We start from the raw sequence: 23,977 nt of genomic DNA, 5'->3' as shown, positions 1-23,977 counted from the left end.
CATAAGGGTGGCTGAGGCGGAAGGACCGTGTTATTGCGCGGTAATACGAATAATTTTCTGCGTCATGCTCATGGCTGAATCAAACGGGCCAGTATGACGCACGATTTTCACCATGATGCTGGCCCCCACCCACAGCTGATAAAGGCTTTCTGCCACGAGGGACGGTTTATCATCAATCACCAGGGATCCCTCTTTCACGCCCGCTTCTAACGCCTCCGCCAGACGTGCGATGATCCTTGAAGTACCGTTCTGCAGCGTAACGCGCATACTGTCCGAAAGATCGGCGACTTCCGCGCCCAGCTTCACCGCCAGGCACTTGCCCTGACAATCGGAGAACGATTGTGTCTCACGCCACAGTTGCCAATAGTTCATCAAACGTTGTGCCATGGTGAGATCCGGCTGGGCCAAGGTACTATCGAGCTCGGTAAGATAATCATCAAAATAGCGCGCCAACATCGCTACGCCAAACGCCTCTTTCGAACTGAAATAGTGATAGAACGAACCCTTCGGCACGCCAGCATCGGTGAGGATTTCATTCAATCCGACAGCCGAAAACCCCTTGCCTGCCATGATACGTTGGCCGGTAGCAAGGATGTGATCGCGGATTTCGTGGCTATGTAATTGGGATGCAGTAGTCATAGCCCAAGATTATCAAATACTAGACCAGTCGTCTATGCTCAGGAAAATGGAAGGCGGACGATACGTTCGCCTCCCGTTAATCGGCCTTTACTGAGCTAATTGCTTTATCAGCTGTTGTGCGGTCTCGGCTGAGGATGTTGGATTTTGTCCAGTGATCAGCAGGCCATCGCTAACCACGTAAGAACTCCAGTCGGCACCTTTAGAATACAGACCGCCCTTGGCAATCAGTTCGTCTTCCACCAGGAATGGCACCACCTTGGTCAGGCCAACGGCCTCCTCTTCGCTATTGGTAAAGCCGGTAACATTGCGCCCCTGCACGAGCGGCTTCCCTTCTGGCGTTTTGACATGGCGCAACACGCCCGGCGCATGGCATACCAGCGCGACGTGTTTGTTTGCCGCGAGGAAGCCTTCAATCAGCGCGATGGAATGCTTATCCTCGGCCAAATCCCACAACGGGCCGTGACCGCCAGGGTAAAACACGGCGTCGTAACCGGCAGGCGTTACGCTATCCAGACGTACGGTGGCCGCAAGTTGCTGAGTTGCTGCGGCATCGGCTTCAAAGCGATGGGTTTGTTCGGTCTGGAAATCAGGCTCGTTGCTTTTAGGATCTAACGGCGGCTTGCCGCCTTTCGGTGAAGCCAGCGTGATGTCGGCCCCGGCATCTTTGAACGCGTAGTAAGGCGCAGCCAGCTCTTCCAGCCAAAAGCCGGTTTTACGTCCGGTATCGCCTAATTGATCGTGCGAGGTGAGAACCATAAGAATCTTCATCGTCAATCTCCAGTTGCCAGGATTAAATGCTCAAACTAGACCAGTCGTCTAGCGCTTAAATTCACGTTAACACCTAATAGACCAGTCGTCTAGAGCTTGAGGCAATTTTAGTAAAATGTCATGCGCCCTCGTTTCTTACCTTTCAATCCACTTAAGCGTAACCTATCTTCCGCTTGCCCTTTCTCATGGAACTGGAGGAATGATGTCCACCTTACGTTTGCTTATCTCAGACTCGCACGATCCCTGGTTTAACCTTGCTGTGGAGGAGTGCATTTTTCGGCAAATGCCGACAACGCAGCGAGTGCTTTTTCTTTGGCAGAATGCCGAAACCGTGGTGATTGGGCGAGCCCAGAATCCGTGGAAAGAGTGCAACACTCGGCGTATGGCCGAGGACGGTATCAAGCTGGCGCGCCGCAGCAGCGGCGGTGGCGCGGTGTTTCACGATTTGGGTAACTGCTGCTTCACCTTTATGGCCGGAAAACCGGAATACGATAAAACGGTTTCTACGGCCATCATCCTGCGTGCTTTAGAACGGCTCGGTATTCCCGCCGAAGCCTCCGGCCGCAACGATATTGTGGTCAACGTGGCGGGCGAAATGCGCAAAATATCGGGCTCCGCCTATCGTGAAACGCCGGATCGCGGTTTTCATCACGGTACATTTCTGATGAATGCGGATTTGTCGCGTCTTGCCGAGTACCTCAACCCCGACATCAAAAAATTACAGGCGAAAGGCATCAGTTCTGTGCGCTCACGCGTGGCCAACATTGCCGAATTAGTGCCGGATATTCGCTTTGATACGATTTGTCGTGAGGTCGTTGCCGCTTACTTTAATTATTATCAGGAAGCCTGCGAACCAGAGCACATCTCCCCCGCCGTGCTACCGAAATTGCCCGGTTTCAAGGAGCAATTTGCCCGACAAAGTAGCTGGGAGTGGAATTTCGGCAGCGCACCCGATTTCTCGCATCTGCTTAATGAACGCTTTGTCTGGGGCGGCGTGGAGATTCACTTTGATGTTGAGCGTGGTGTGATTTCTCGCTGCCAAATATTCACTGACAGCCTTAATCCCTCCCCTTTAGAAGCGCTGGCGATGCGTCTGCAAGGGACATTGTACCGGCCGGACACGATATTGGCGCAATTGCAGCAGTTGAAAACAGACTATCCGGGTCAGATTAATGAATTGAGCCAGCTGGAAACCTGGCTGGTGAGCAACGTAAGCTAAATAGCTTCGGTCGCCACGTGTGGCGACCAACGCTCGATATGCCGTTTGCTTATTTATCCCTGCTCAGACTGCACAGCTTAATCAGTTTCTTTGCCTACCAGTATTATCGTCAGGCTAAAGGACAAGACCAGCGCAATCACCACGCCCGATACGGCCCAGATAAAGTACGGTCCGATGTAAGCCGGCAGACTAAATATGCTGGAAAGGATATAGCCATATAAACGTACGCCAAAGAAACCAATAAAGGAGGAAGCGAGCGCGCTGGATACGGTGGCGGCGATAAACGCTTTTTTATAGCGCGTTAATACCCCAAACAGCGCAGGTTCAGTGATGCCTAATAACGCTGAGATCGCAGCTGAAAGCGTTACGACTTTATCCTGACGATTTTTACTCAATTTCCAGATGGCAAAGGTCGCTCCTGCGATTGACATATTTGCCATAAACATCATCGGCATCAACATGTCATAACCGCGATCGCTGAAATTCTGCAGCGCGATGGGTGTCATTGCATGGTGCATACCGGTAAGTACCGCCAGCGGCCGAATGGCACCCACAATCAAACCGGCAAAGCTGGATGAAATACTGAACAAGCCTTCAATAAATAACGCTAATCCCTTTCCTAGCCAGATACCCATCGGGCCAATCACCACTAGCGCAGTGAGCGCGGCGAGAAACAGCGTTAACGTTGGCGTAAAGACCGTTTTCAACACTTCCGGCATAATACGATCAACCCAGCGGTGGATATAACTCAGTGCCAGAATTGAAAAGATGACCGGAATAACACTGGAGGCATAGTTGAATACCGAAACCGGAATCAGGCCCATAAACCAGAATGCGTTTACGGCACCTTCCTGATGTGCGGCCAGCGCTTTAGCTGCATCGATTAATGACGGATACATCAAACACGCGGCAACGGCTGCGGCCAGATATTCATTGGTCTTAAAGATTTTAGCCGCAGAGACCGCCAGGAAAAACGGTAAAAAATAGAACACGCCGCTGGCGATTAAATCAATCACCATTACCGTATCACTCTTTGCCGAGATCAGCTGTAATGCCACCAAACCAGCTAGTAATCCTTTGATCATCCCTGCGCCAGCAATGGCGGGAACAATGGGTCCAAATACACCGGAAACGGTATCCATAAACAGGGAAACGACGCTTTTACGCGTTTTTTCCCGCTGTATCTGCGGCTGATTATCGTTATTCAGCACGGGCACGAGTTGCTCATACCAACTATTTACCTTCGGCCCAATAATGATTTGAAACTGTTCGCTTTGCATTTGCGCCCCCAGAACACCGGGCAGCGCTTTAATTCCACTCTGATTAACTTTATTGTCATCAATTAGATCAAAGCGCAGCCGAGTCATACAGTGCCAGACTTTATTGATATTATTTTTTCCGCCCACTAACTGAATGATATTTCCTATGACGTCCTGCGTTCCCATACTTGCTCCTAAGGGAAAAAACTGCCCTGATGAAATCTGCTCTGGATGGTAATAAATGAACCCAGGCAAAACAAACCAATAAATCATGATGAGGATCACAAAACCACACTCAACAGGCTTTATGACACGAAAAATCGCAAATTGGTCTGTTTTTTAAAGAGAAATCACGCATTTTTTTAACCAATATTTATTACATAAAAAGGGTTTGCGTCTTAATAAAAACCCAGCAATCATAGGGTAAAAATTTCATATCATTCTGCCTTACTGTTAAACGCGGTGAGTGTGCCAGAGGAGTTTTCTTTGTGACCCCAACTATTATCGAAAGTATTCACTGCTTTATTACTCGTCCCGATCGCCATAATCTCATTACCGTACGCGTTACGACCAATAAAGGCATTACGGGACACGGCTGTGCCACTTTTCAACAGCGTCCATTGGCTGTAAAAACGATGGTCGATGAGTATCTGGTTCCCCTTTTGGTCGGGCGAGATGCCAATAATATTGAAGATCTGTGGCAAATGATGAACGTTAATGCCTATTGGCGAAACGGTCCGGTAACCAATAATGCTATTTCCGGTATTGATATGGCATTGTGGGATATTAAGGCGCAGCTGGCGGGTATGCCTTTGTATCAATTATGGGGGGGGAAATCACGCGATGCGATTGCAGCTTATACCCATGCCAGTGGTGAAACGCTGGAAGAACTTTATGCCTCAGTAGATCAAGCGCTAGAAATTGGCTACCGTCATATTCGCTGTCAGTTGGGGTTTTACGGCGGTACCGCCCAGGATCTCCATGCTCCAGAAAAGGGTACCGCCGGCGCTTATTATTCTCAGCAACAGTACATGGCAAATACGGTTGAGATGTTTCGTGCATTGAGAACCAAATATGGTCATCAGTTTGAAATTCTGCATGATGTTCACGAACGGTTATTTCCGCAGCAAGCGATTCAGTTGGTTAAACAACTGGAACCTTATATGCCCTATTTTCTCGAGGATGTTCTTCCTCCGGCGCAAACCGGTTGGCTGGCACAGTTACGCCAGCAGAGTGCCGTGCCGCTGGCATTAGGTGAATTATTTAATAATCCAGCCGAATGGCATGAGCTGATCATTCATCGCCGAATCGACTTCATTCGCTGCCACATTTCGCAAATTGGTGGCATCACGCCAGCGCTTAAACTGGCGGCGCTGTGTCAGGCATTCGGAATACGGTTAGCATGGCACGGCCCAGGTGATATGACGCCTATCGGTGTCGCCGTGAATACCCATCTAAATATTCATTTACACAATGCTGCCATTCAGGAATTTATCCCACGCTCATCGCTGACGGATGCGATTTTCCCGGGCGCACCTAACGTTAACAAGGGATATATTTATCCGTCACAAGCGGCGGGTATCGGCGTAACCTTTGATCAAGCGCTGGCGGAGAAATATCCGGTGGTCTACCGTCCGCATGAGTGGACACAAAGTCGCCTGCCGGACGGCACTATTCATACGCCATAATTTAACGCTGTTTCTGACGAAAGCGCAGATTGTCAGGATTATGAGGAATCAGGTAGGTGCAGGTGTAATCAATATCGACAATGTCGCTGATTTCGTATACCTGTCCTCCCTGAAGAATGCCGCGGTTAATGATATGCATCGCCGGGCTGCCTTTTTTACAGCCAAGAAGCGTAGCCTGATCGCGATTGACGCTAATAGCCCGGTAGCTGGTTAGCAAATGTGAAATGTGATAGCCCCTGGCTAAAACATATTGCTGAATAGAACGCTCGATTATTTCCCCCGTAAGATCGGAAAATAATTGCGCGGGCATGCGCGAGGTTTCAATCTGCACCGCGATATTATCAACATAGCGCAGGCGGGAAAATTCCCAGATAAATGCCTCATCGTTGATGGCAAATATTTGTTGCTCGTCGCTATCAGGACGTCGCTTACGCAGGCTAAGAGAGCGGTAATGTATCTGATCAAAACGTTTTTCAGTGATTGAATTATAGACGAGCGGGTTATTACGTACCGTCTCGTTTATCCAGATGCCTGAACCCTGCACGATACGCACGGCTCCAATACTGACCAGTTTTTCCAGCGCTTGCCGAATGGTAAAACGTGAAACGCCATACTCTTCCGCCAGCTGACGCTCAGGGGGCAATTTGCGGGGCGCGGATGTGTCTTCCTGATAAATTTTGCTCAGCAAATCCTGGGTAACGAACTCTTTCTTTTTCATTAGATTACCCTCCTCCTATCATTGACGGAAGGATAATACCACGTCAGCACTACATTTCATTTTTACCGTCATCGAACAAGTCCCATTGCATAATTTCATGCAAGAGTTTCATCCTTAGCGAGATCGAGATCCTTCTCATCCGTGAAGACTCCACCCTGCTGGTATTTTTATAATATTGAAGAAAAAAATCGCGCATCGAAACATCTCCTTCTAAACCGTTATTAACGTTATATTTTCTGCACGAAATGCATTGTAAAACGCCTTGTTAAGCTGCTCCTCCACCACTAGAACATGGATTTCGTCACAGCCAGCCACCGCGAACCTGGCAACGCCGGGGATTTTATCCGCCGTAAGACCAACAATCGTTTGGTTACTCTGTTTAATAGCCACTTTTTTAAATTCGCAATCGGCAAAATCAAATCCTGTCAGACCTGATTCAGGGCTCATGGCGCATCCGCCAATAAAGGCCTGGTCAAAATGGATGTTGCGCAGTTGCTCTATTGCTGTGTGACTTACGCAGCCACCGCTTTTTTTATCAATATGCCCACCCAGCATGATGACATCTATATTGGGGTGTTTTAAAAGCACGGCGGCGATATCCGGCGCGTTTGTTGCCACCGTTAATGACAACGCCTCTGGCAAAGCCAGGGCCATCGCCAAATTGGTTGTTCCCGCATCGATAAATACACAGCTATCGTTTTTAATAAGGCTGGCACAGGCCGTCGCGATCATCTCCTTTGCTGCGTGATTCTGCTCTTTTCGCAGCAGAAAAGTGCCCGCTTCAGGTAACTGTATTACAGCGCCACCGTATACTTTCTTGCAAATACCTTCCTTACTCAGTTCGTGCAGATCACGCCGGATAGTGTGTTCTGAAACGCCCAATTGTCTGGCGAGGTCAACACAGACGACCCGTCCCTGCTCTTGCAGGATCTGTTTGATCAGCGCTTGTCGCTGATCCGGAAAGGCAGCATAATCGAGCATAAACATTCCTTAATCCATCAAAATCGATCTACAATGAGCATAATCGCGCAAATGTTTGCAGATTGTCAATCTTGCATGCAGGCGCAATGAACCACCCCGTTGCTCCCAGGGATTATTATCCATCTAAAAAGAGGAATGAAATGATTCAGCATCTCAGCAGCATTACTCCCAGCCGCGCTACGCGTCTGACTTTTTTTATTGCCGGGTTTGTCACCGCCACCTGGGCCGTCATTGTGCCTTTCGCGCGCAATAACACAGGAGTCAACGAAGCGATGCTTGGCACCTTGCTGCTCTGTCTTGGCTTTGGTGCAATGATCGCTATGCCGGTAACGGGTCTACTGACCAGCCGTTTTGGCTGTCGACGCGTCATCGTTGTCGCCATCGCATTGATTATCCTGAGCACGCCGCTACTGGCGGTTATTGCCGATCCTCTGCTACTTGGCCTGGTTCTCCTGATTTTTGGCGTGGGTGTTGGCGTGACGGATTGCGCAATGAACATTCAGGCCATTCTCGTTGAGAAGCAATCGGCTGCGCCACTGATGTCCGGATTTCATGGCATGTACAGCTTCGGCGGCATCGCGGGCGCAGGGGTTATGACTGTGCTGCTGTCATTGGGCATGAGCGTGTTGGCCGCAACGCTGCTGGTGACGTTCACGGTGATGGTGTTGGCCATACTCAGTTTTCCGGGGCTTCTAACCTATGCCAATCCTAAAGAGGGGCCGGCATTCGCCGTGCCGCGCGGGCACGTATTATTGCTGGGCCTCATCTGTTTTGCCGTATTCCTAACGGAAGGAACGGTGCTGGACTGGAGTGCCGTTTATCTGACGCAGGTGCGGGATATTCCTGAAACCTTAGGTGGGCTGGGTTATACCTGTTTTGCTGTGGCGATGACGCTAGCAAGACTTACCGGAGACCGCATTATTTCTCTGCTAGGACGGCTGCCGGTGGTTCTGGTGGGCGCGCTCACTGCGGCAGCCGGACTGGCGCTGGTGACCTTTATTCCCTCATGGTCTCTCTCGCTGCTGGGATACGTTTTTGTGGGTGCCGGTTGCGCCAATATCGTACCGGTTATGTTCTCCGCGGTGGGACAACAGAAAGTAATGCCACAGGCAGTGGCGGTACCCGCAATGACAACGTTAGGCTACCTCGGGGTTTTAAGTGGTCCGGCGATAATTGGTTACATTGCCCACTACAGCTCTCTCGCGCTTTCATTCTCACTCATCATGGTGCTGATGCTTGTCGTCGCTGCACTGTCACTCACGCTCAATTTAGGCAATAAAACCCCTGCAGGAGAGAACGCATGAAAATTGCACACGTGGCGTTATGGACCAACAATTTGACTGCCCAGCAACATTTTTGGCAGGATTTTTTTGGCGGAACATCGAATGAACTTTATATCAGCAAAAATCGCCCTGGTTTTCGTTCTCACTTCATTCGTTTGCATGAAGGCGCCACCATCGAACTTATGGCTCTGGAAGCGTTAGCACAAGGAGCGAATGGCACAGAACTGACCGGATGGGCACATATCGCGATTAACGTTGGCACCAGGCAAGATGTGGACACGATGGTCAAACGGGCATCGGAGCAGAAGATTTTAGTCAGTCCGGCGCGGATCACCGGAGATGGTTTCTATGAAGCCCTTATTCGGGATCCTGACGGCAATCTGATTGAAATTGTCAGTGATGATGAGTAAACCGCGCGATAGCTTTTATTTAACGCGAAGCAGATAAAAAAAGGCGCCGCAATGGGCGCCTTAACTCGATGTTGTCGGGGTTATTTCAAACGGAATGCCACCACGCTGTCACCCGCCTGGGTGCCAAGCGAACCGTGGCCGCCAGCGGCAATCACCACGTACTGCTTGCCGTCTTTACCCATAAAGGTAGATGGCGTGGCCTGCGCACCGGCACTCAGTTCAGTCTGCCACAGCAGTTCACCGGTGGTGCTGTCGTAGGCACGGAAGAAGTTATCTGCCGTTGCCCCATGGAACACCAAATCACCCGCCGTCAGCAACGGACCACCGTGTGCCACCATGCCCATCGGGAAACCGATTGGGAAGCGGCCAGGCAGGAAGCTGGTTTTCAGGTTTTTGGTGACGCCGACGCGGCGCAGCCATTCGGTTTTACCGGTCTTCAGATCCACACCCACCATACGGCCCCAGGGTGGAGCAACACAAGGAATGCCAAGACCAGACGCCAGCTGCTGAATGTGAATGGCATAATCACCGTGGAAGTTTTCATTCCAGTACGGCTGACCATCTTTGGTGAACAGGCGCTCGGTGGCGGTCTGCTCGCTACGTTTGATCAGATTGTATTTGTAAGCCAGACGCACTGGCGCGGCAATCAGCATTTGACGCTGCGGATCGACGGCGACAGAACCCCAGTTGAACACGCCAATGTTACCCGGGAAGATCAGCGACCCCGCTTCGGTTGCTGGCGTCCACGGGTTACCGTCGTAGCGCAGGCTACGGAAATCCATGCGGCATGACATTTGGTCAAACGGCGTGATACCCCACATTGATTTCTCGGTCAACGGCTGCGGGATAAAGTTCAGGCTGGATACCGGCTGCGTCGCGGCAAATTTCTCGCCCGCTACGCCACCTTCGGTTGAAACCTTCACCTGATTCACCGGATAAACCGGCTGGCCAGTAAGACGATTCAGCACAAACAGGTTGCCGGTTTTGGTTGGCAAAATCACCACAGGCTGTTTCTGGCCCTGATAATCGATGTCCACCAGCGAAGGCTGTGACGGATTATCACGGTCCCACAGATCGTGGTTGGAGCTCTGATAGCGCCATTTGAAGGCACCTGTTTGCAGATCCAGCGCCACCAGCGCATCGCGGAACTTCTCGGTGTTGCTGTTTGGATCGCGTTCAATGCCCACTTCATCCGGTGAAGCGTTACCAAACGGCACGTAGACCACACCATTTTTCAGGTCAGCACTCAGCGTGCCCCACGCCACTGGCGTGTCCTGCGGATAGTTCTGGCCTGCGGCGATCGGTGCGGTGTTTTCCGGGTTAGCCGGATCGAAGTTCCACACCAGACGACCAGTTTGCACGTCATACGCGCGAATCACGCCTGACGGGTTACCGCTGTTGAAGCCGTTGTCCATCACCGAACCGCCAACGATCACCAGCTTGCCCGCCACCAGCGGTGCCGCGGTTTGCATCAGCGCGTGGGGACGCACTTCACCCATATTGGCATGCAGATCAACCACACCGTTCTCACCGAAATCGGCGCACGGTTTGCCGGTATCGGCATCCAGCGCGATCAGCTGCGCGTCAGTGGTGGCATTAAAGACACGCTTACGGCAGATCGCCGGGTTGGCGGCATTCTCCTGCGCGGCAACCGGTGCGTCTTCGTAATAGCTTACGCCGCGACAGGTTTGATGCTGCTGCAGGTAAGAGCGATCTTTATTTGGCGTGAACTTCCACTTCACTGCGCCCGTTTCGGGATCGAGCGCGTGGACTTCATTATGCGGCGTACAGAAGTAGAGCATGCCATTGGCTTTCAGCGGCGTCGCTTCGAAGGTGTATTCGGTCGCATCCGCATCCTGACGCAGATCGCCGGTGTGATAAGTCCATGCGACTTCGAGGTTTTTAACGTTCTCTTTGCTGATCTGGTTCAGCGCGGAGAAACGCAGGCCATCAGAGGATCCACCGTAAGCGGTCCAGTCGTTAGCCGCGCCCTGCTCGCTATTTTGCTCGCGCGCATTGCTGATGGTGCCTTCCTGCGGAATCGGATCGTAGAAGCACAGACCAATCACCACCACAATCATGATCATCACCGTGCCGCCCAGGAAGCTATGGAAACGGCGCTCACCGCGATAGAGCGGTTTCACTACCCACGGCATTGCCAGCCACAGCCCGATCACGCCGAACAGGTCGCCGCGCGGGATCCACTGCCACTTGTCAAAGCCCACTTCCCAGATAATCCAGGCCAGCGTAATCCACATCAGTACCGCATATAACGCCAGCGCGCTGCGCTGGTTACGGAACAGTAAAATGGCGGTGATCAGTAATCCCACCGCCATCAGTGCATAAAATGCACTGCCGCCCAACATCAGCAGCTTGCCGCCCATATACAACAAGGCAATCGCGAGGATCGCGAGCACGATGCTGGTTAGTTTGTTAACCATGCTAATCCCTCAACCTTTTTCATCAAAAAACCTCAAAAATCAACCCACATAGAATCAACAAAATTTTAACGTACGTTACCGTTAAGTAAAAACCCGTTGCCAAGTGTGTCGTTAGCTCCGCTTATGAATGTAGTTTGGCTTATCGCTGCCAGCCGCCGTTCCGCTCATAATGTGACTGAAATCACGTTTCATTTTCGTTGAGAGAATTAATCATTGATGCAAATAAACCGCATTTTTTGATAACGAAACTGCGCGTAAATGCACGGTACTGACGCATTTCCTCACCATTGATTGCGCTGCGAAACTGAGTTGTATCGCGCGCTGAAGCGATAAACTCATGCGGTTATGCATACCAGGGAAACGTTATGGAAATCACTTGATTAGCCCGCTCATTATTTTCTCGCTTTCCTTATCATGCAAAAGCGATGAACAGGTACAAAACCCGCCAGACGTACGCAGCGCGATCGTTTGGGCGAAACCATTGCGATCGGAGTTTGTATGCTTAAACATCAGATGAAATTGTTTTATTAATCAGGTTACAGTCATTGCGATTATTCCTGGCAATAATAAACGCGGTAGTATCCACAACCCCATTATTATTCATTTTCTGTTTTTTTAAACTTGCCCTGTGTTTATTGTCATTGATTAGCCTTCGGCTTGAAATATTATTTTGGGAGTTTCCTCAGCCTGCGCTGTTCGGGTAAGCGTGATATACATCACCTTACTGCTGTGCGGCTAAGCCGCTTAAAAAAAGAAGGTTATTATGATCAGCGCAGACTCCCTTTATCGTAAATTACGTTTTCCTTTTAAATTCACACATGCTGCTTTTAGGTTTCCCGTTGCTAACGCACACGCTCGTCAATATCAGGTGTTGTCACCCGAGCAAACCGTTGACCTGCTGCTCAGCAACGACAAGCTGTCCATTAGTCGCTATGGCGATGGAGAACTGGAGATGACGCTATTTAAAAATATTGGCTTCCAGGCCTTCGATGAACGTCTCTCAATTCGTCTAAAAGAGATTCTGCGTCGCGGAAGTCAGCTGAATAATCCGTGTTTATTATGTCTGCCCGATGCTTTTCGCGGCACCGGCAATATGCGTTTTGGTTCAGCCCTATTCTGGTTTTTTCATAAGGCCTTTTATTTTCGTCATTATGAAGCGTTATTAAAAAAGAATTATCTCTACGGCAATACTTCCGTGACGCGCCCATATCATGATTATAAAGATAAACAGCAAGCGACGCGCATTTTCACTAAGTTTAAGCAGCTATTTCACGACAAAAAGATATTGATAGTAGAAGGCAGCGGTACGCGCCTCGGTATCGGCAACGATTTGTTAGCCGGTGCCCGAGACATTAAGCGCATTACCACGCTTAATCGTAATGCCTTCTCGGTTTACAACGATCTTTACAGCTCGGTGCTGGCGCATGCGCGCGACTACGATATGGTGCTGATGTCGCTCGGACCTACTGCCACCGTGCTGGCTTACGATCTCAGCCAGCACGGTATTCGCTGTATTGATACGGGTCATATCGATATTGAGTACGAATGGATGCGCAGTGCGGCACGTGACAAAGTGCAAGTGGCCGGTAAGAACGTTAATGAGGTGGGCGTGTTGCTGAGCGATACGTCGCGCGACGCTGACGAACACTATCGCCAGCAAATTTTGCTGCATGTCGGGCTGCCACAGGATGCCGTGTTGTCTGCGATGACCACCCATCCCCCGATGGTCTGATGCACGTCACACGCCATCGCAACGACATCCATTTTGCGCTGGCGTGTGATGGCAGACGAAAACACGCTGCCGTTTTCTGCCTTCAGTTTGCATGTCGCTGGCAAAAAAGGGTGAGATCGGCAGACTGAAAGTCTGCCAGGTTGGCCATGATTTTCTCCAGCGGCCAGTGCCACCAGGCTATCGCCTGTAGCTGTGCGGCAATGTCAGCGGCGAAGCGCGCACGGATGACTTTAGCCGGAACGCCGCCGACAATGGTGTACGGCGCCACATCTTTGGTCACCACCGCTCCCGCCGCCAAAACGGCACCATCGCCCACCGTTACGCCCGGCAAGACAATCACACCGTGGCCAATCCACACGTCGTTGCCAATAATAACGCGGTCGGCACGACGATCGGCAAAGAAGCCCGCATCGCGCTGTGATTGTGCATCATAATATTCCGGACAGTAGGTGAAACGGTGCTGAGAGGCACGATCCATCGGGTGATTAGGCGCACCAATACGCACCTGATTAGCTATCGCAGTAAAGCGCCCAATCTGTGCATCAGCCACGCAGCAATGTTCGCCGAGGTAGGAGAAATCGCCCAATTCGCTATATTCGAGATAGCTTTGCGCCAGCACTTCACATTGCTGACCAATGCTGGTTTCGCGCATGCGCACGCTTGGATCGATAAAGGTCTGTTGCAGTTTTGCCGGTTGCACAGCAGCAAGTGCCATAATACATGCTCCGTTGTGGTCAGATGTCTGGATAACCGGTTGCCGCGGGGCAACCGCCAGCCACAACGCTACAGCGCAAAGATGACAGTAATGCTATTGTGCGCCTCTGTGACTGGCGATTTGAGGAAATGGAATGAGAACACCCTGGTCAATTCTGGCGTTATTGTGGTCAGCCGGACAGGCTTCTGCCGCACTGCCCGCCGACATTAAAGCCGGTGACATTGTGCAAGTTCAGTTGGCGCAGCTTCATCCTACGCAGGCGGCCATTGGCTATCGCCAGTTGGATTACAAGCAACATCGTTATGAAGCCGAACCCAAAAAGCTCTTTGATGATTACTGCGAAAGCATGGGGCAAAAGGGGGTCGCTAAGTTTGATCGTCAATCCCGCCTCACTCAACCCAGTAGCTTCAGCTGCAAGCTGCCGGTCGGTAGCGAACCAGGCCCGATGAAAACCGCCGTAATTGCACCCGATAACACGCTTTATCTCACCGATGGCCACCATACCTTCAGTAATTTTGCCGATATCGCCGGTCTCAACACGCCGGTTCAGGTGCGCATCACTGATGACTTCCGTAGCTTGCCGACCATGTCGGCATTCTGGCAAAAGATGGAGACGGCACATCTGGTGTGGCTGGATACGCCCTCTGGTAAGGTCCAACCCGATGCGTTACCCAAAGAGCTAGGACGCAAGCATATGCAAAATGATGAATATCGCTCGCTGGTCTATTTCGTGCGTGATATCGGCTTCGATAAAGAACAAAATCCGCCGCCTTTCCTTGAGTTTTACTGGGGAAAGTGGCTTGAAACCCAGCTGCCGCTTAAAACGTTTGATCTGAAAGATCGCAGCGGTTACGCCAATGCATTGAAAACAATCGCTGAGAAAATGATCAGCATCCCGAAAGAAACGGTGATTGCGCACAGCGATAGCGGACCGCTGACCGCTGAAAAGCTGGGCGCGCGTGAGAAAGTGAATGAGAAGAAGCTGGATAAGCTGGTTTCTGATAACGGCAAATTGACGTGGGCCTTTGCGCAGTAATCTCTCTTCAGGCGGAGGATCTTTCCGCCTTTTCTATTATTACGTTGGAGGATGATGTGAAAGCCGAAATCCATACGCTTGTATCTAAAGAGATTTACCGCAATCGCTGGTTAACGTTGAAAGAAGATAAAATTCAGCGGGCGGATGGCAGCGAAGGTATCTATTCGGTAATCGAAAAAGATGACTTTGTGGTCATTCTGCCCATCGAAGATGACAGCATTTATGTGGTTGAACAGTACCGTTATCCCATTGGTGAACGCACCATTGAGTTACCTCAAGGCAGCTGGGAACTGACGCCCAATGCCGCGCCGGAAGATCTTGCCGCGGGTGAACTCTTAGAAGAAACGGGCCTGGTGGCCGGGGAGTTAAGTTATGTGGGTTATCAGAAGCTAGCTCAGGGCTACTCCGCCCAGGGCTATCACATTTATCTGGCGCGGGATCTGACGTATCAGGGACAAAATCTCGATGCGGAAGAAGTGGGTTTGACGGCGAGTAGAATGAAAACTGCCGACTTTCTGGCGTTGATCCTGGCGGGAAAAATTACCGATGCGACATCGGTGACGGCATTTCTGTTGGCCCAGGCGAAAAAGTTAATCGATTAACGCCGCCACCTCCGTTGTGGCCTGGCATTTGATGATTCTGTTGCGCATCGCTGCGCACCTTAGGAAACCGCGCGGGTCATTATCGATCGCCACGCCTGGCGATCGATAAATAACGCATTACGCAGACGCTATCTGCGCCAATACGACCTCAGCCTGCGCGCTATTCACCTCTACACCTTCAATCAACAGCTTACGCTGTTCACCTACTGGCAATGTCACTTTCAACCTCTGCCATGCCGGCTGGAAAGTGCCCTTGCGGGTAAAGGTGACATGAATGCTCTGAGCATCGCTGCGCATTTCCCAGTTCAGCCATAGCGCATTGCCCTGCTGGTAGCCCCATGATTCGCCATCATCCTCAAACAGCATGCCGTTCGTCACGCCTTTGCCCTGTAGTGGGAACAGCTGCAGGGTGCGGCAATCGTCAGCGTTGGCATCCACATGCCGCAGGCGCTCGCTGAGCGGTAATCCCGCACCGGCTCGCACCAGCATCGGCTGCGTTTCTAACGGCGCGTCCAGCGTGACCCACTGACCGGCGCTATACCATCGCTGACTGGCAAAATCATACCAGCCGGTTTGGTTATCGGGCAGCCACAGACGACGCGTGCGCTGGCCGGGTTCGACCACGCTGGCCACCAGTAGATCGCGCCCCAGCATAAACTCATCGCATTCGGCAAACGTCTGCGCGTCCTGCTCGTGATCGAGGAAAGTTGGACGCAACATCGGCTCATCATCAGCATGGGCCTGCCACAGCAGCGTATAGAGATACGGCAGCAGACGATAACGCAGCGCAATCGCGGCGCGAATCGCAGGCGTGGCGGCCGGGTACATCCAGGGCTCATTTACGGTGCGATCGTCATTCCAGGAATGAATAGTAAAACGCGGGTGCATCACGCCGTTTTGTATCCAGCGCACAAACAGTTCGGCATCGGGCTTATCGCCGGAGAAACCGCCCACGTCATGTCCTACGTTGTACAAACCAGACAGACTCATGCCTAATCCCATGCGAATGTTGTAGCGTAACGTGGTCCAGTTGGTGCGGTTATCACCGCTCCAGGTTTGCACGTAGCGCTGCATCCCGGCGCAGCCGGAGCGTGAAATCAGGAAAGGACGTTTTTCCGGGGCGAAACGCTGCTGCGCTTCCATAGAGGCGCGCATCATCAGCAGCGGCATCACCGGACGAATGTGTTTGATGGCAATGGGCGTGCCAAAGCCGTGGCAACGCGCCTCGCCATCCCACACCTCATATTCATTGTTATCATTCCAGGTGGAATCAATACCTTTTTCCAGCAGCTGTTTGGTGACATTTTCCTGCCACCATGCCACGGCGCCAGGATGGGTAAAATCAAGATGCGACCCCTCGTCATCCCAAAACACCGAGCGCTCAGGCGCATCGGCCTCAGAGTCGCGAATAAACAGCCCTTGCTCTGCCACTTCGTTGTAACGCGGATGATCCTGCAACAAGCACGGTTTGATATTGGCGGCGAGGCGCAAGCCGGCATCGTGAAACGCCTGACTCATCACTTCCGGCTGTGGCACTTTGTCGTAGTTCCAGTTGAACACGTAGCGCTTGTTGTTAATGGAGGTATAACCCGATGAAAGCTGGAATGAATCACACGGAATATCATGCTCTTCACACAGATGAATGAAGTTCATCAACTGATTTTGCGCGTCTGGCGCATCCGTATAATGCATGGTTGAACCGCTGTAACCGAGGCTCCATTTCGGGCCGAACAGCGTTTTCCCGGTGAGACGCACAAAAGCCTTGGTGACATCCAGTACCTTATCAGCAACAAACAGGTAATAATCGATGTCGCCACTCTCCGCCTGCCAGCGGCGATACGGCTGATGATAATTATCGAGCTCGTTCCCCAGATCAAACCAGCTGCTGCTGAGATTATCGTAGTAGAGACCAAAGCTGACATTGTCGCGGCGCGTAATGGTAAAGGGCACGTGTTTGTAGAGCGGATCGGTCGAAGAAGCGTTATAGCCCATAGCATCCAGGTTGCGCATTTCATAACGCTGACCGTTGCGCTGCAAATCGCCGCTTTTCTCACCCAGCCCATAGTAACGGTCATCAGGCATGCGGCGCTGATAGTGCGCTACGCCATCGCCGTGTGCATTGAGTTGATAGGCGCTGGTCGGGCGATCGCAAGTCAGCAGCTGCCACGCGCCGGCGCCGTCGCAATATTGCCACTCCAGCGCCAGCGGCTGATGCACGATTACCCGTAGCTTATCGGTGGCGATCACCAGGGTGCTGCCCTCCTCCTCAAGCGTAAAGCCCGGCAGTGAGAAGCCCGCCAGACTGTCACGCTGACGCCCTTCCCACGGCACATCACTCTGCGGCGCAATGCTCCATGTTCTGTCGAGGGTATAGGCGCCCTGACGTTTAATCGCCACGCGAAACATCCCCGATTCCAGCACATACAGGCAGAGCGTGTGTTTACCATCGACGGTCAGCGCCACATGATGCGCATCAGAGCCAGCTAAAGACCAATTTTTTAACGTTTTCATCGTTACCTACTTATTCAGGCGCGCTGTGCGCGACGTTCAGCAATAAAAGCAATCAGGAATACCGCACCGATCAGGTCAAAAAAGCCCATGGCGACAAACAGTGGATTAAAACCGATGGTGTCGGCAGTAACGCCGATCAGCAGCGAGAACAGGAAACTGGAGATCCAGGCAAACGAACCGCGCATACCGTTGACGGTTGCCATCTGCCCTTTATCAAACTTCTCTACCACCAGCGCGCTCAGCATGCAGGAGATGATTTGATGACCGAAACCGCCAATTGAGATCAGCGCGATAGCAACATAGGGATCTTTGGTGACCGCCACCATCGCCAGCGACAGCATCAGAAATGCACCGGTCACCGAGCTTGCCACCACGGAGTTAACCTGAGTGAAACCAAAAATTTTGGTGTAAAGGCGGGTCAAATAACCGCTGGCCGCGCTGCCTAAATCAGCGGCGAGGAACGGCAGCCAGGCGAACATGGCGATCTGCTTCAGGTCCATGCCCAACTCTTTCGCCAGATAAAGCGGCACCCAGAAACTCAGCACGCCCCAGGCGGGTTCCGCCATAAAGGCGGGAATGGCGATCCCGTAGAAGCGTTTGTTTTTCGACACGGTTTTCAACGCGGTAAAGAAAGGCAGTTTTACCGCCGGTGGCTCGTTGTCCTGACGAATAAATGCCAGTTCGGACGCCTGCAGATTGGGATGCTGCTCAGGGTCGCGATAGAACAGCCACCACAGCACCACCCAGCCCAGCGCCAGACAGCCCGTGAATAAGAACGCCCCCTGCCAGCCAAAGGAAGCGTGAGCGAAGTAGATAATCGGCGGTGCCAGCATCGCGCCGATGGAGAAACCTACCCCCGCCCAACCGGCGGCAATTGGGCGCTCTTTTTTTGGAAACCACTCGCCTATAACTTTCGCGTTAGCCGGCGTGGCTGCCGCTTCTGCGCCCCCCATCACAAACCGTAGAATCGCTAAATGCACCCAGCTGGCCGCCCCCGCGTGGAACAAGCAGGCCAGTGCCCAAATGGAGGCACAAATGAGAAAGCCGAGCTTGAGGCCAATGACATCGATCAGCCAGCCACAAAGGGGCTGAAAGAAGGTGTACGCCAGCTGGAATGCGCCGACAATCCACGAATATTGTTCGGTGGTGATGCCGAGACTGGTTTTGAGTTCGGGCGCCAGAATGCCTAACGAGTTACGGGTGATGTAGTTGACCGTAACGCCTGCTAAGAACAGCACCAGCACCCACCAGCGCAGATTGCGCCAGGTGCGTTTGGTGCCTGCAGCGGTTATGCCTGGATTTAAACTGCGGTTCATCGGCCTCTCCATATTGAGTCATTTCTCATCATTCGCCAGGAGTGAAACACAGTTGTGGAAAGTGGTCGCCAGCGTGATGTCGCATTTGTGATCTGGTTAACCAAAATCACTCAGAAGGTTGACTTAATTCCACAAAGAGCAGAGTTTTAACCGCTAGCGGCGTGATTATTGATGAATAAAACACGCTAAATGACCACATTGGTCAACCAAATTTAGTGAGGTAACAACATGAAGCAGACCTGGCGCTGGTATGGCCCAAACGATCCAGTCTCTCTTGCCGATGCGCGCCAGGCTGGCGCAACCGGCATCGTCACGGCGCTGCATCACATCCCCAATGGCGAAGTGTGGTCAGTGGCAGAAATCCAGCAGCGTAAAGCGCTGGTTGAAGCCGCAGGCCTGGTGTGGTCGGTAGTTGAAAGCGTGCCGATTCACGAAGAGATCAAAACCGGCAGCGGCCGCTGTCAGCACTGGATCAGCAACTATCAGCAGTCGCTGCGCAATCTGGCGCAGTGCGGCATTACCACCGTGTGCTACAACTTCATGCCGATTCTTGACTGGACGCGCACCGATCTCGAATACCTGCTGCCGGATGGTGCCAAAGCGCTGCGCTTTGATCAGATTGAGTTTGCGGTGTTTGAACTGCATATCCTGCAGCGCCCCGGCGCGGAGCGGGATTACAGTGCACAAGAGATTGCCGAGGCCGCCGAGCGCTTTGGGCAGATGAGCGAACAACACCGCGAACGCCTGACGCGCAACATTATCGCCGGATTACCCGGTGCTGAAGAAGGTTATACGCTGGACCAATTTCGCGCGCAGCTGGCACGCTATGACGGCATCGGTAAAGCTGAACTACGTGAGAATTTTGCCAGGTTCCTGCGGGCGATTATTGCTGTTGCCGAGGAAGTGGGCGTGCGCATGGCGGTACATCCGGACGATCCGCCCCGCCCGATTCTCGGCTTGCCGCGCATCGTATCCAACGCCGACGATTTGCAGTGGATGATTGATACCGTTAGCAGTCCGGCCAATGGTTTCACCCTGTGTACCGGTTCGTATGGCGTGCTGGCAGAAAATGATTTAGCCGGTATGGTGAAACGCTTTGGCCCATGCATCTACTTTGCGCATCTGCGTTCGACAAAGCGTGAAGAGAATCCAAAGAGCTTCCATGAGGCGGCGCATCTGGGTGGCGATGTCGATATGTTTGCCGTGATTAAAGCGATTGCCGAAGAGGAGCATCGTCGCAAAGCAGCCGGTCAGGAAGACGTTATCCCGATGCGCCCCGATCACGGTCACCAGATGCTGGATGACCTAAAGAAGAAAACCAATCCCGGCTATTCGGCGATTGGGCGATTGAAAGGGCTGGCTGAGATTCGCGGCGTTGAGCTGGCGATTCATCGCGCCTATTTTGACACAGCGGCGAATCAGGGAGCCCGGTAATGCGCTTTATGGATGAGGATTTTCTGCTGCAAAGTGACACCGCGCGGCGTTTATATCATGATTTCGCGGCTGACATGCCAATCTACGATTACCACTGCCACCTGAATCCGCAGGAGATTGCGGAAGATCGGCGCTTCGCCAATCTCGGCCAGATTTGGCTGGAAGGCGATCACTATAAATGGCGCGCGCTGCGTGCGGCGGGCGTAGATGAATCCTTGATCACCGGCAAGCACACCAGCGATTACGATAAGTATCTCGCCTGGGCGCATACCGTGCCGAAGACGCTGGGAAATCCGCTCTATCACTGGACCCACCTTGAACTGCGCCGGCCGTTTGGCATCACTGATACGCTGTTCGGCCCGGACACCGCGCCTGACATCTGGCACCGCTGTGCCGAAAAGCTGGCGCTAACTGAATTTTCCGCGCGCGGTATTATGCGCCAGATGAAGGTGCGCATGGTCGGCACCACCGACGATCCGGTCGATTCACTACGCTACCATCGCCAGATCGCCGATGACGCCAGCATTGATATTGAGGTCGCGCCGAGCTGGCGTCCGGACAAGGTGTTTAAAATTGAGCTGGACGGCTTCGTCGCCTATCTGGGGCAGCTGGAAGCGGCAGCGGATATCGCCATCGATAGCATCGAGGCGCTGCGCCGAGCCCTGTTGCGCCGCCTCGATCACTTCTCTGCCCACGGCTGCCGCGCATCGGATCACGGCATCGAAACCCTGCGCTTTGCGCCGGTGCCAGCAGATAACGTACTCGACGCAATCCTGGAGAAACGTCGCTGCGGTAATCAGCTGGATGAACTGGAAATCGCACAATTTAGCACGGCGATATTGGTGTGGCTCGGCAGTGAATACGCCCGCCGCGGCTGGGTGATGCAGCTGCACATTGGCGCCATCCGTAATAACAGTACGCGCATGTTCCGCCTGCTGGGGCCAGATAGCGGTTTTGATTCAATTGGCGATAATAATATTGCCTGGCCGCTGGCGCGCCTGCTGGATGCGATGGACATCGACGATTGCTTACCAAAAACCATTCTTTACTGCCTCAATCCGCGTGATAACGAAGTGCTGGCGACCATGGCCGGTAACTTCCAGGGCGCAGGCATGGCTGGCAAAGTGCAGTTTGGTTCTGGTTGGTGGTTCAACGATCAGCGCGATGGCATGCTGCGCCAGTTGGAACAGCTGTCACAAATTGGCTTACTTAGCCAGTTTGTCGGTATGCTGACCGATTCGCGTAGTTTCCTCTCCTACACGCGACACGAATATTTTCGCCGCATTCTGTGTAATTTGCTGGCGCAGTGGGTTAAGGACGGGATAGTACCTGCGGATGAGCCAATGCTGGGTGGCATGATCCGCGATATCTGTTTCAACAATGCCAAGCGCTATTTTTCGCTTAACACGGCGTGAGAGCAGCCTGTGATACGTGGTCCAGGCCGATTCTTATTCACTATGTTAAAGTGCGCGCCTCTGAGCTCGCCAGCCTCAGAGGTTGTGAATCCCTTAACGCAAAGAAAAGAGCACAATGAAAACTCCAACTTCAGCTCAGCGTCCGTATCAGGAAGTGGGCGAAATGCTACGTAATATGATTACGCAAAAGCAGTACGCCGTTGGTCAACGGTTGCCGCCGGAACGTGAACTTGCAGCACTGCTCGACGTGACGCGCACCTTAGTGCGTGAAGCTCTGATCATGCTGGAGCTGGAAGGGTTAATTGAGGTGCGTCGCGGTGCTGGCATTTATGTGATTCATGACACCCCGCCACACCCGGCATCATCACAAAAAGCCAGTAACGATGCGGGGCCGTTTGAGATGCTGCAGGCGCGTCAGCTGCTGGAGAGTAATATTGCCGAATTTGCTGCGCTGCAGGCGACGCGTGAAGACATCATGAAAATGCGCCAGGCGCTGGAACTGGAAGAAAAAGAGCTGGCCTCTGGCGCGGTTAACCAAAGTGAAAATGGCGATCGCAATTTCCATTTGGCGATTGCTGAAGCCACGCACAACAGCATGCTGGTTGAGCTGTTTAAGCAATCCTGGCAGTGGCGCGAAGACAACGTGATGTGGAGCCAGCTGCATCGCCATCTGATTAACAACGATTACCGTAAGCAGTGGCTCGACGATCACAAGAAGATCCTCGCTACGCTGGTCAAAAAAGATGCACGCGCCGCTAAACAGGCAATGTGGGAACATCTTGAGAACGTGAAGCAGCGGCTGCTGGAGTTTTCGGACGTCGACGATATCGATTTCGATGGCTACCTGTTTGAATCCTGGCCTTTGTACGTCACCCGAAATCCTAATTAAGAGCGTAATCGAAAAGGTCAACCACATGCTTCGGGAAAACTTTAACGACCTCATCTATTTAATCATGGTGGCGCGCGAATGTAGCTTTACCCGTGCCGCAGCAAAATTAGGCGTTTCACAATCTGCATTGAGCCATTCAATTCGCGGTCTGGAAGAGCGTTTAAATACGCGACTCTTAACGCGCACTACCCGCAGCGTGGCGCCTACCGAAGCCGGTGATAACTTAATAAAAAGCGTTGCACCGATGATGGCCGACATTGAAAAGGCCCTGCTGCAACTGACCGATAATCAAAACAGGCCCTCGGGGAATATTCGCATTACCGCCGGGGAGCATGCGTTGTCCTCAACCTTATGGCCGCTGCTTAAACCGTTTGTGCAGGCCTATCCAGACGTTAACGTTGAACTTTCGGTCGACAATACGTTAACGGATATCGTAAGTGGCCGTTTCGATGCGGGAGTACGGCTGGGTGAAAGCATTGAAAAAGATATGGTGGCGGTGAGGATCGGCCCAGACTGGAAAATGGTTGCCGTGGCTGCACCGGAATATCTGCAAAAAAACGGAATCCCCGCCACACCTTACGAATTGCAGAACCACAACTGTATCAACATGCGCCTTCCCACGCTGGGCGGTTTATACAGCTGGGAATTCAGCAAAGCGGGCAAAGCGATTCGCGTGAAAGTGGATGGACAACTTATTTTTAATCATCTGGCGTCGCGTATTGATGCCGTGCTTGCTGGCATGGGCATTGCCTTTGTGCCAGAAGATACCGTTAGCAAACACATCGCCAGCGGCGAATTGCAAACGGTCCTGGATGACTGGTGCGAACCGTTTAGCGGATATTATCTTTATTACCCCAGCCGCAAACAGCATACCGCCGCATTTGAGAAATTAATCGAAGCCATAAAATACAAAGGTTAAGA

21 protein-coding genes are annotated in these 23,977 nt (G+C 52.3%); 11 read left to right on the top strand and 10 right to left on the bottom strand.

All coding sequences use genetic code 11. The features are described 5' to 3' along the window. Positions 1–30: 30 nt before the first annotated feature. Both CRO19_RS19175 and CRO19_RS19170 read right to left on the bottom strand, forming a co-directional pair. Positions 31–639 carry a TetR/AcrR family transcriptional regulator gene (locus CRO19_RS19175; RefSeq protein WP_097097268.1) on the bottom strand — a complete coding sequence of 203 codons (609 nt, stop codon included), beginning with the start codon at positions 637–639 and terminating at the stop codon, positions 31–33. Between the two features lie 87 nt (positions 640–726). Then, the gene (locus CRO19_RS19170; RefSeq protein ID WP_097097267.1) at positions 727–1,407 is read right to left on the bottom strand and encodes a type 1 glutamine amidotransferase domain-containing protein; all 681 of its coding nucleotides are present in this window, start codon (positions 1,405–1,407) and stop codon (positions 727–729) included. Positions 1,408–1,609: 202 nt separating this feature from the next. On the opposite strand from CRO19_RS19170, the gene lplA reads away from it, so the two are divergent. Next, the gene (lplA, locus tag CRO19_RS19165; RefSeq protein ID WP_097097266.1) at positions 1,610–2,626 is read left to right on the top strand and encodes a lipoate--protein ligase; all 1,017 of its coding nucleotides are present in this window, start codon (positions 1,610–1,612) and stop codon (positions 2,624–2,626) included. A gap of 77 nt (positions 2,627–2,703) precedes the next feature. Here lplA and CRO19_RS19160 read toward each other — a convergent pair whose 3' ends face one another. After that, a complete protein-coding gene (locus CRO19_RS19160) occupies positions 2,704–4,071 on the bottom strand; it encodes a PTS transporter subunit EIIC (protein ID WP_097097265.1) in 1,368 nt (455 codons plus the stop codon). Positions 4,072–4,373: 302 nt separating this feature from the next. Here CRO19_RS19160 and CRO19_RS19155 point away from each other — a divergent pair, with 302 nt between their 5' ends. Beyond that, positions 4,374–5,573, top strand: coding sequence for an enolase C-terminal domain-like protein (locus tag CRO19_RS19155; protein WP_097097264.1), 1,200 nt, complete (start codon positions 4,374–4,376; stop codon positions 5,571–5,573). 1 nt (position 5,574) lies between these two features. On the opposite strand, the gene CRO19_RS19150 is transcribed toward CRO19_RS19155, so the two are convergent. Genes CRO19_RS19150 through CRO19_RS19145 form a run of 3 tightly spaced genes read right to left on the bottom strand, consistent with a single transcriptional unit; the run spans position 5,575 to position 7,272 of the window. Beyond that, positions 5,575–6,291, bottom strand: coding sequence for a GntR family transcriptional regulator (locus tag CRO19_RS19150; RefSeq protein WP_097097263.1), 717 nt, complete (start codon positions 6,289–6,291; stop codon positions 5,575–5,577). 49 nt (positions 6,292–6,340) lie between these two features. Next, positions 6,341–6,487 (bottom strand): glucose uptake inhibitor SgrT, encoded by a 147-nt coding sequence (gene sgrT, locus CRO19_RS26570; protein WP_505543739.1) that lies wholly within the window; start codon positions 6,485–6,487, stop codon positions 6,341–6,343. A 14-nt stretch (positions 6,488–6,501) separates the two neighbouring features. Beyond that, positions 6,502–7,272: a DeoR/GlpR family DNA-binding transcription regulator gene (locus tag CRO19_RS19145; protein ID WP_097097262.1), complete on the bottom strand. Its 771-nt coding sequence runs from the start codon at positions 7,270–7,272 to the stop codon at positions 6,502–6,504. A 140-nt stretch (positions 7,273–7,412) separates the two neighbouring features. On the opposite strand from CRO19_RS19145, the gene CRO19_RS19140 reads away from it, so the two are divergent. Next, entirely contained in the window at positions 7,413–8,576 is a 1,164-nt protein-coding gene (locus tag CRO19_RS19140) for an MFS transporter (RefSeq protein WP_097097261.1), read from the top strand. After that, positions 8,573–8,965, top strand: coding sequence for a VOC family protein (locus tag CRO19_RS19135; protein WP_097097260.1), 393 nt, complete (start codon positions 8,573–8,575; stop codon positions 8,963–8,965). The genes CRO19_RS19140 and CRO19_RS19135 overlap by 4 nt, the downstream gene beginning before the upstream one ends. Before the next feature lie 80 nt (positions 8,966–9,045). Here the strand turns inward: CRO19_RS19135 and CRO19_RS19130 are convergent, their stop codons facing one another. Further along, entirely contained in the window at positions 9,046–11,406 is a 2,361-nt protein-coding gene (locus tag CRO19_RS19130; protein ID WP_097097259.1) for a membrane-bound PQQ-dependent dehydrogenase, glucose/quinate/shikimate family, read from the bottom strand. Between the two features lie 763 nt (positions 11,407–12,169). Between CRO19_RS19130 and CRO19_RS19125 the strand changes: the two genes are divergently transcribed. Next, entirely contained in the window at positions 12,170–13,138 is a 969-nt protein-coding gene (locus CRO19_RS19125) for a GT-D fold domain-containing glycosyltransferase (protein WP_097097258.1), read from the top strand. 82 nt (positions 13,139–13,220) lie between these two features. On the opposite strand, the gene CRO19_RS19120 is transcribed toward CRO19_RS19125, so the two are convergent. Next, the gene (locus CRO19_RS19120; protein WP_097097257.1) at positions 13,221–13,853 is read right to left on the bottom strand and encodes a DapH/DapD/GlmU-related protein; all 633 of its coding nucleotides are present in this window, start codon (positions 13,851–13,853) and stop codon (positions 13,221–13,223) included. 133 nt (positions 13,854–13,986) lie between these two features. On the opposite strand from CRO19_RS19120, the gene CRO19_RS19115 reads away from it, so the two are divergent. Then, positions 13,987–14,889, top strand: coding sequence for a ParB/Srx family N-terminal domain-containing protein (locus CRO19_RS19115; RefSeq protein ID WP_097097256.1), 903 nt, complete (start codon positions 13,987–13,989; stop codon positions 14,887–14,889). 56 nt (positions 14,890–14,945) lie between these two features. Continuing rightward, positions 14,946–15,491, top strand: a complete 546-nt coding sequence (locus tag CRO19_RS19110; protein ID WP_097097708.1) for an NUDIX hydrolase — start codon at positions 14,946–14,948, stop codon at positions 15,489–15,491. A gap of 117 nt (positions 15,492–15,608) precedes the next feature. On the opposite strand, the gene CRO19_RS19105 is transcribed toward CRO19_RS19110, so the two are convergent. Next, the gene (locus CRO19_RS19105; protein ID WP_097097255.1) at positions 15,609–18,002 is read right to left on the bottom strand and encodes a glycoside hydrolase family 31 protein; all 2,394 of its coding nucleotides are present in this window, start codon (positions 18,000–18,002) and stop codon (positions 15,609–15,611) included. A 14-nt stretch (positions 18,003–18,016) separates the two neighbouring features. Next, positions 18,017–19,318, bottom strand: coding sequence for an MFS transporter (locus CRO19_RS19100; protein WP_097097254.1), 1,302 nt, complete (start codon positions 19,316–19,318; stop codon positions 18,017–18,019). A gap of 228 nt (positions 19,319–19,546) precedes the next feature. On the opposite strand from CRO19_RS19100, the gene uxuA reads away from it, so the two are divergent. From uxuA to CRO19_RS19080, 4 genes are all read left to right on the top strand, one after another. Continuing rightward, complete coding sequence (gene uxuA, locus CRO19_RS19095; protein ID WP_097097253.1) at positions 19,547–20,752, top strand: mannonate dehydratase; 1,206 nt, start codon at positions 19,547–19,549, stop codon at positions 20,750–20,752. After that, complete coding sequence (gene uxaC, locus CRO19_RS19090; protein WP_097097252.1) at positions 20,752–22,167, top strand: glucuronate isomerase; 1,416 nt, start codon at positions 20,752–20,754, stop codon at positions 22,165–22,167. Before uxuA ends, uxaC begins: the two co-directional genes overlap by 1 nt. A 115-nt stretch (positions 22,168–22,282) precedes the next feature. Next, positions 22,283–23,056 carry a Uxu operon transcriptional regulator gene (gene uxuR, locus CRO19_RS19085; protein ID WP_097097251.1) on the top strand — a complete coding sequence of 258 codons (774 nt, stop codon included), beginning with the start codon at positions 22,283–22,285 and terminating at the stop codon, positions 23,054–23,056. 25 nt (positions 23,057–23,081) lie between these two features. Next, positions 23,082–23,975, top strand: a complete 894-nt coding sequence (locus tag CRO19_RS19080) for a LysR family transcriptional regulator (RefSeq protein WP_097097250.1) — start codon at positions 23,082–23,084, stop codon at positions 23,973–23,975. The last annotated feature ends 2 nt before the right edge of the window (positions 23,976–23,977 follow it).

It is taken from the genome of Candidatus Pantoea floridensis, from assembly GCF_900215435.1.
Classification (GTDB): Bacteria; Pseudomonadota; Gammaproteobacteria; order Enterobacterales; family Enterobacteriaceae; genus Pantoea; species Pantoea floridensis.
The sequence above is the reverse complement of the archived record's forward strand: the minus strand, read 5'-3'. Positions and strand labels throughout refer to the sequence as shown.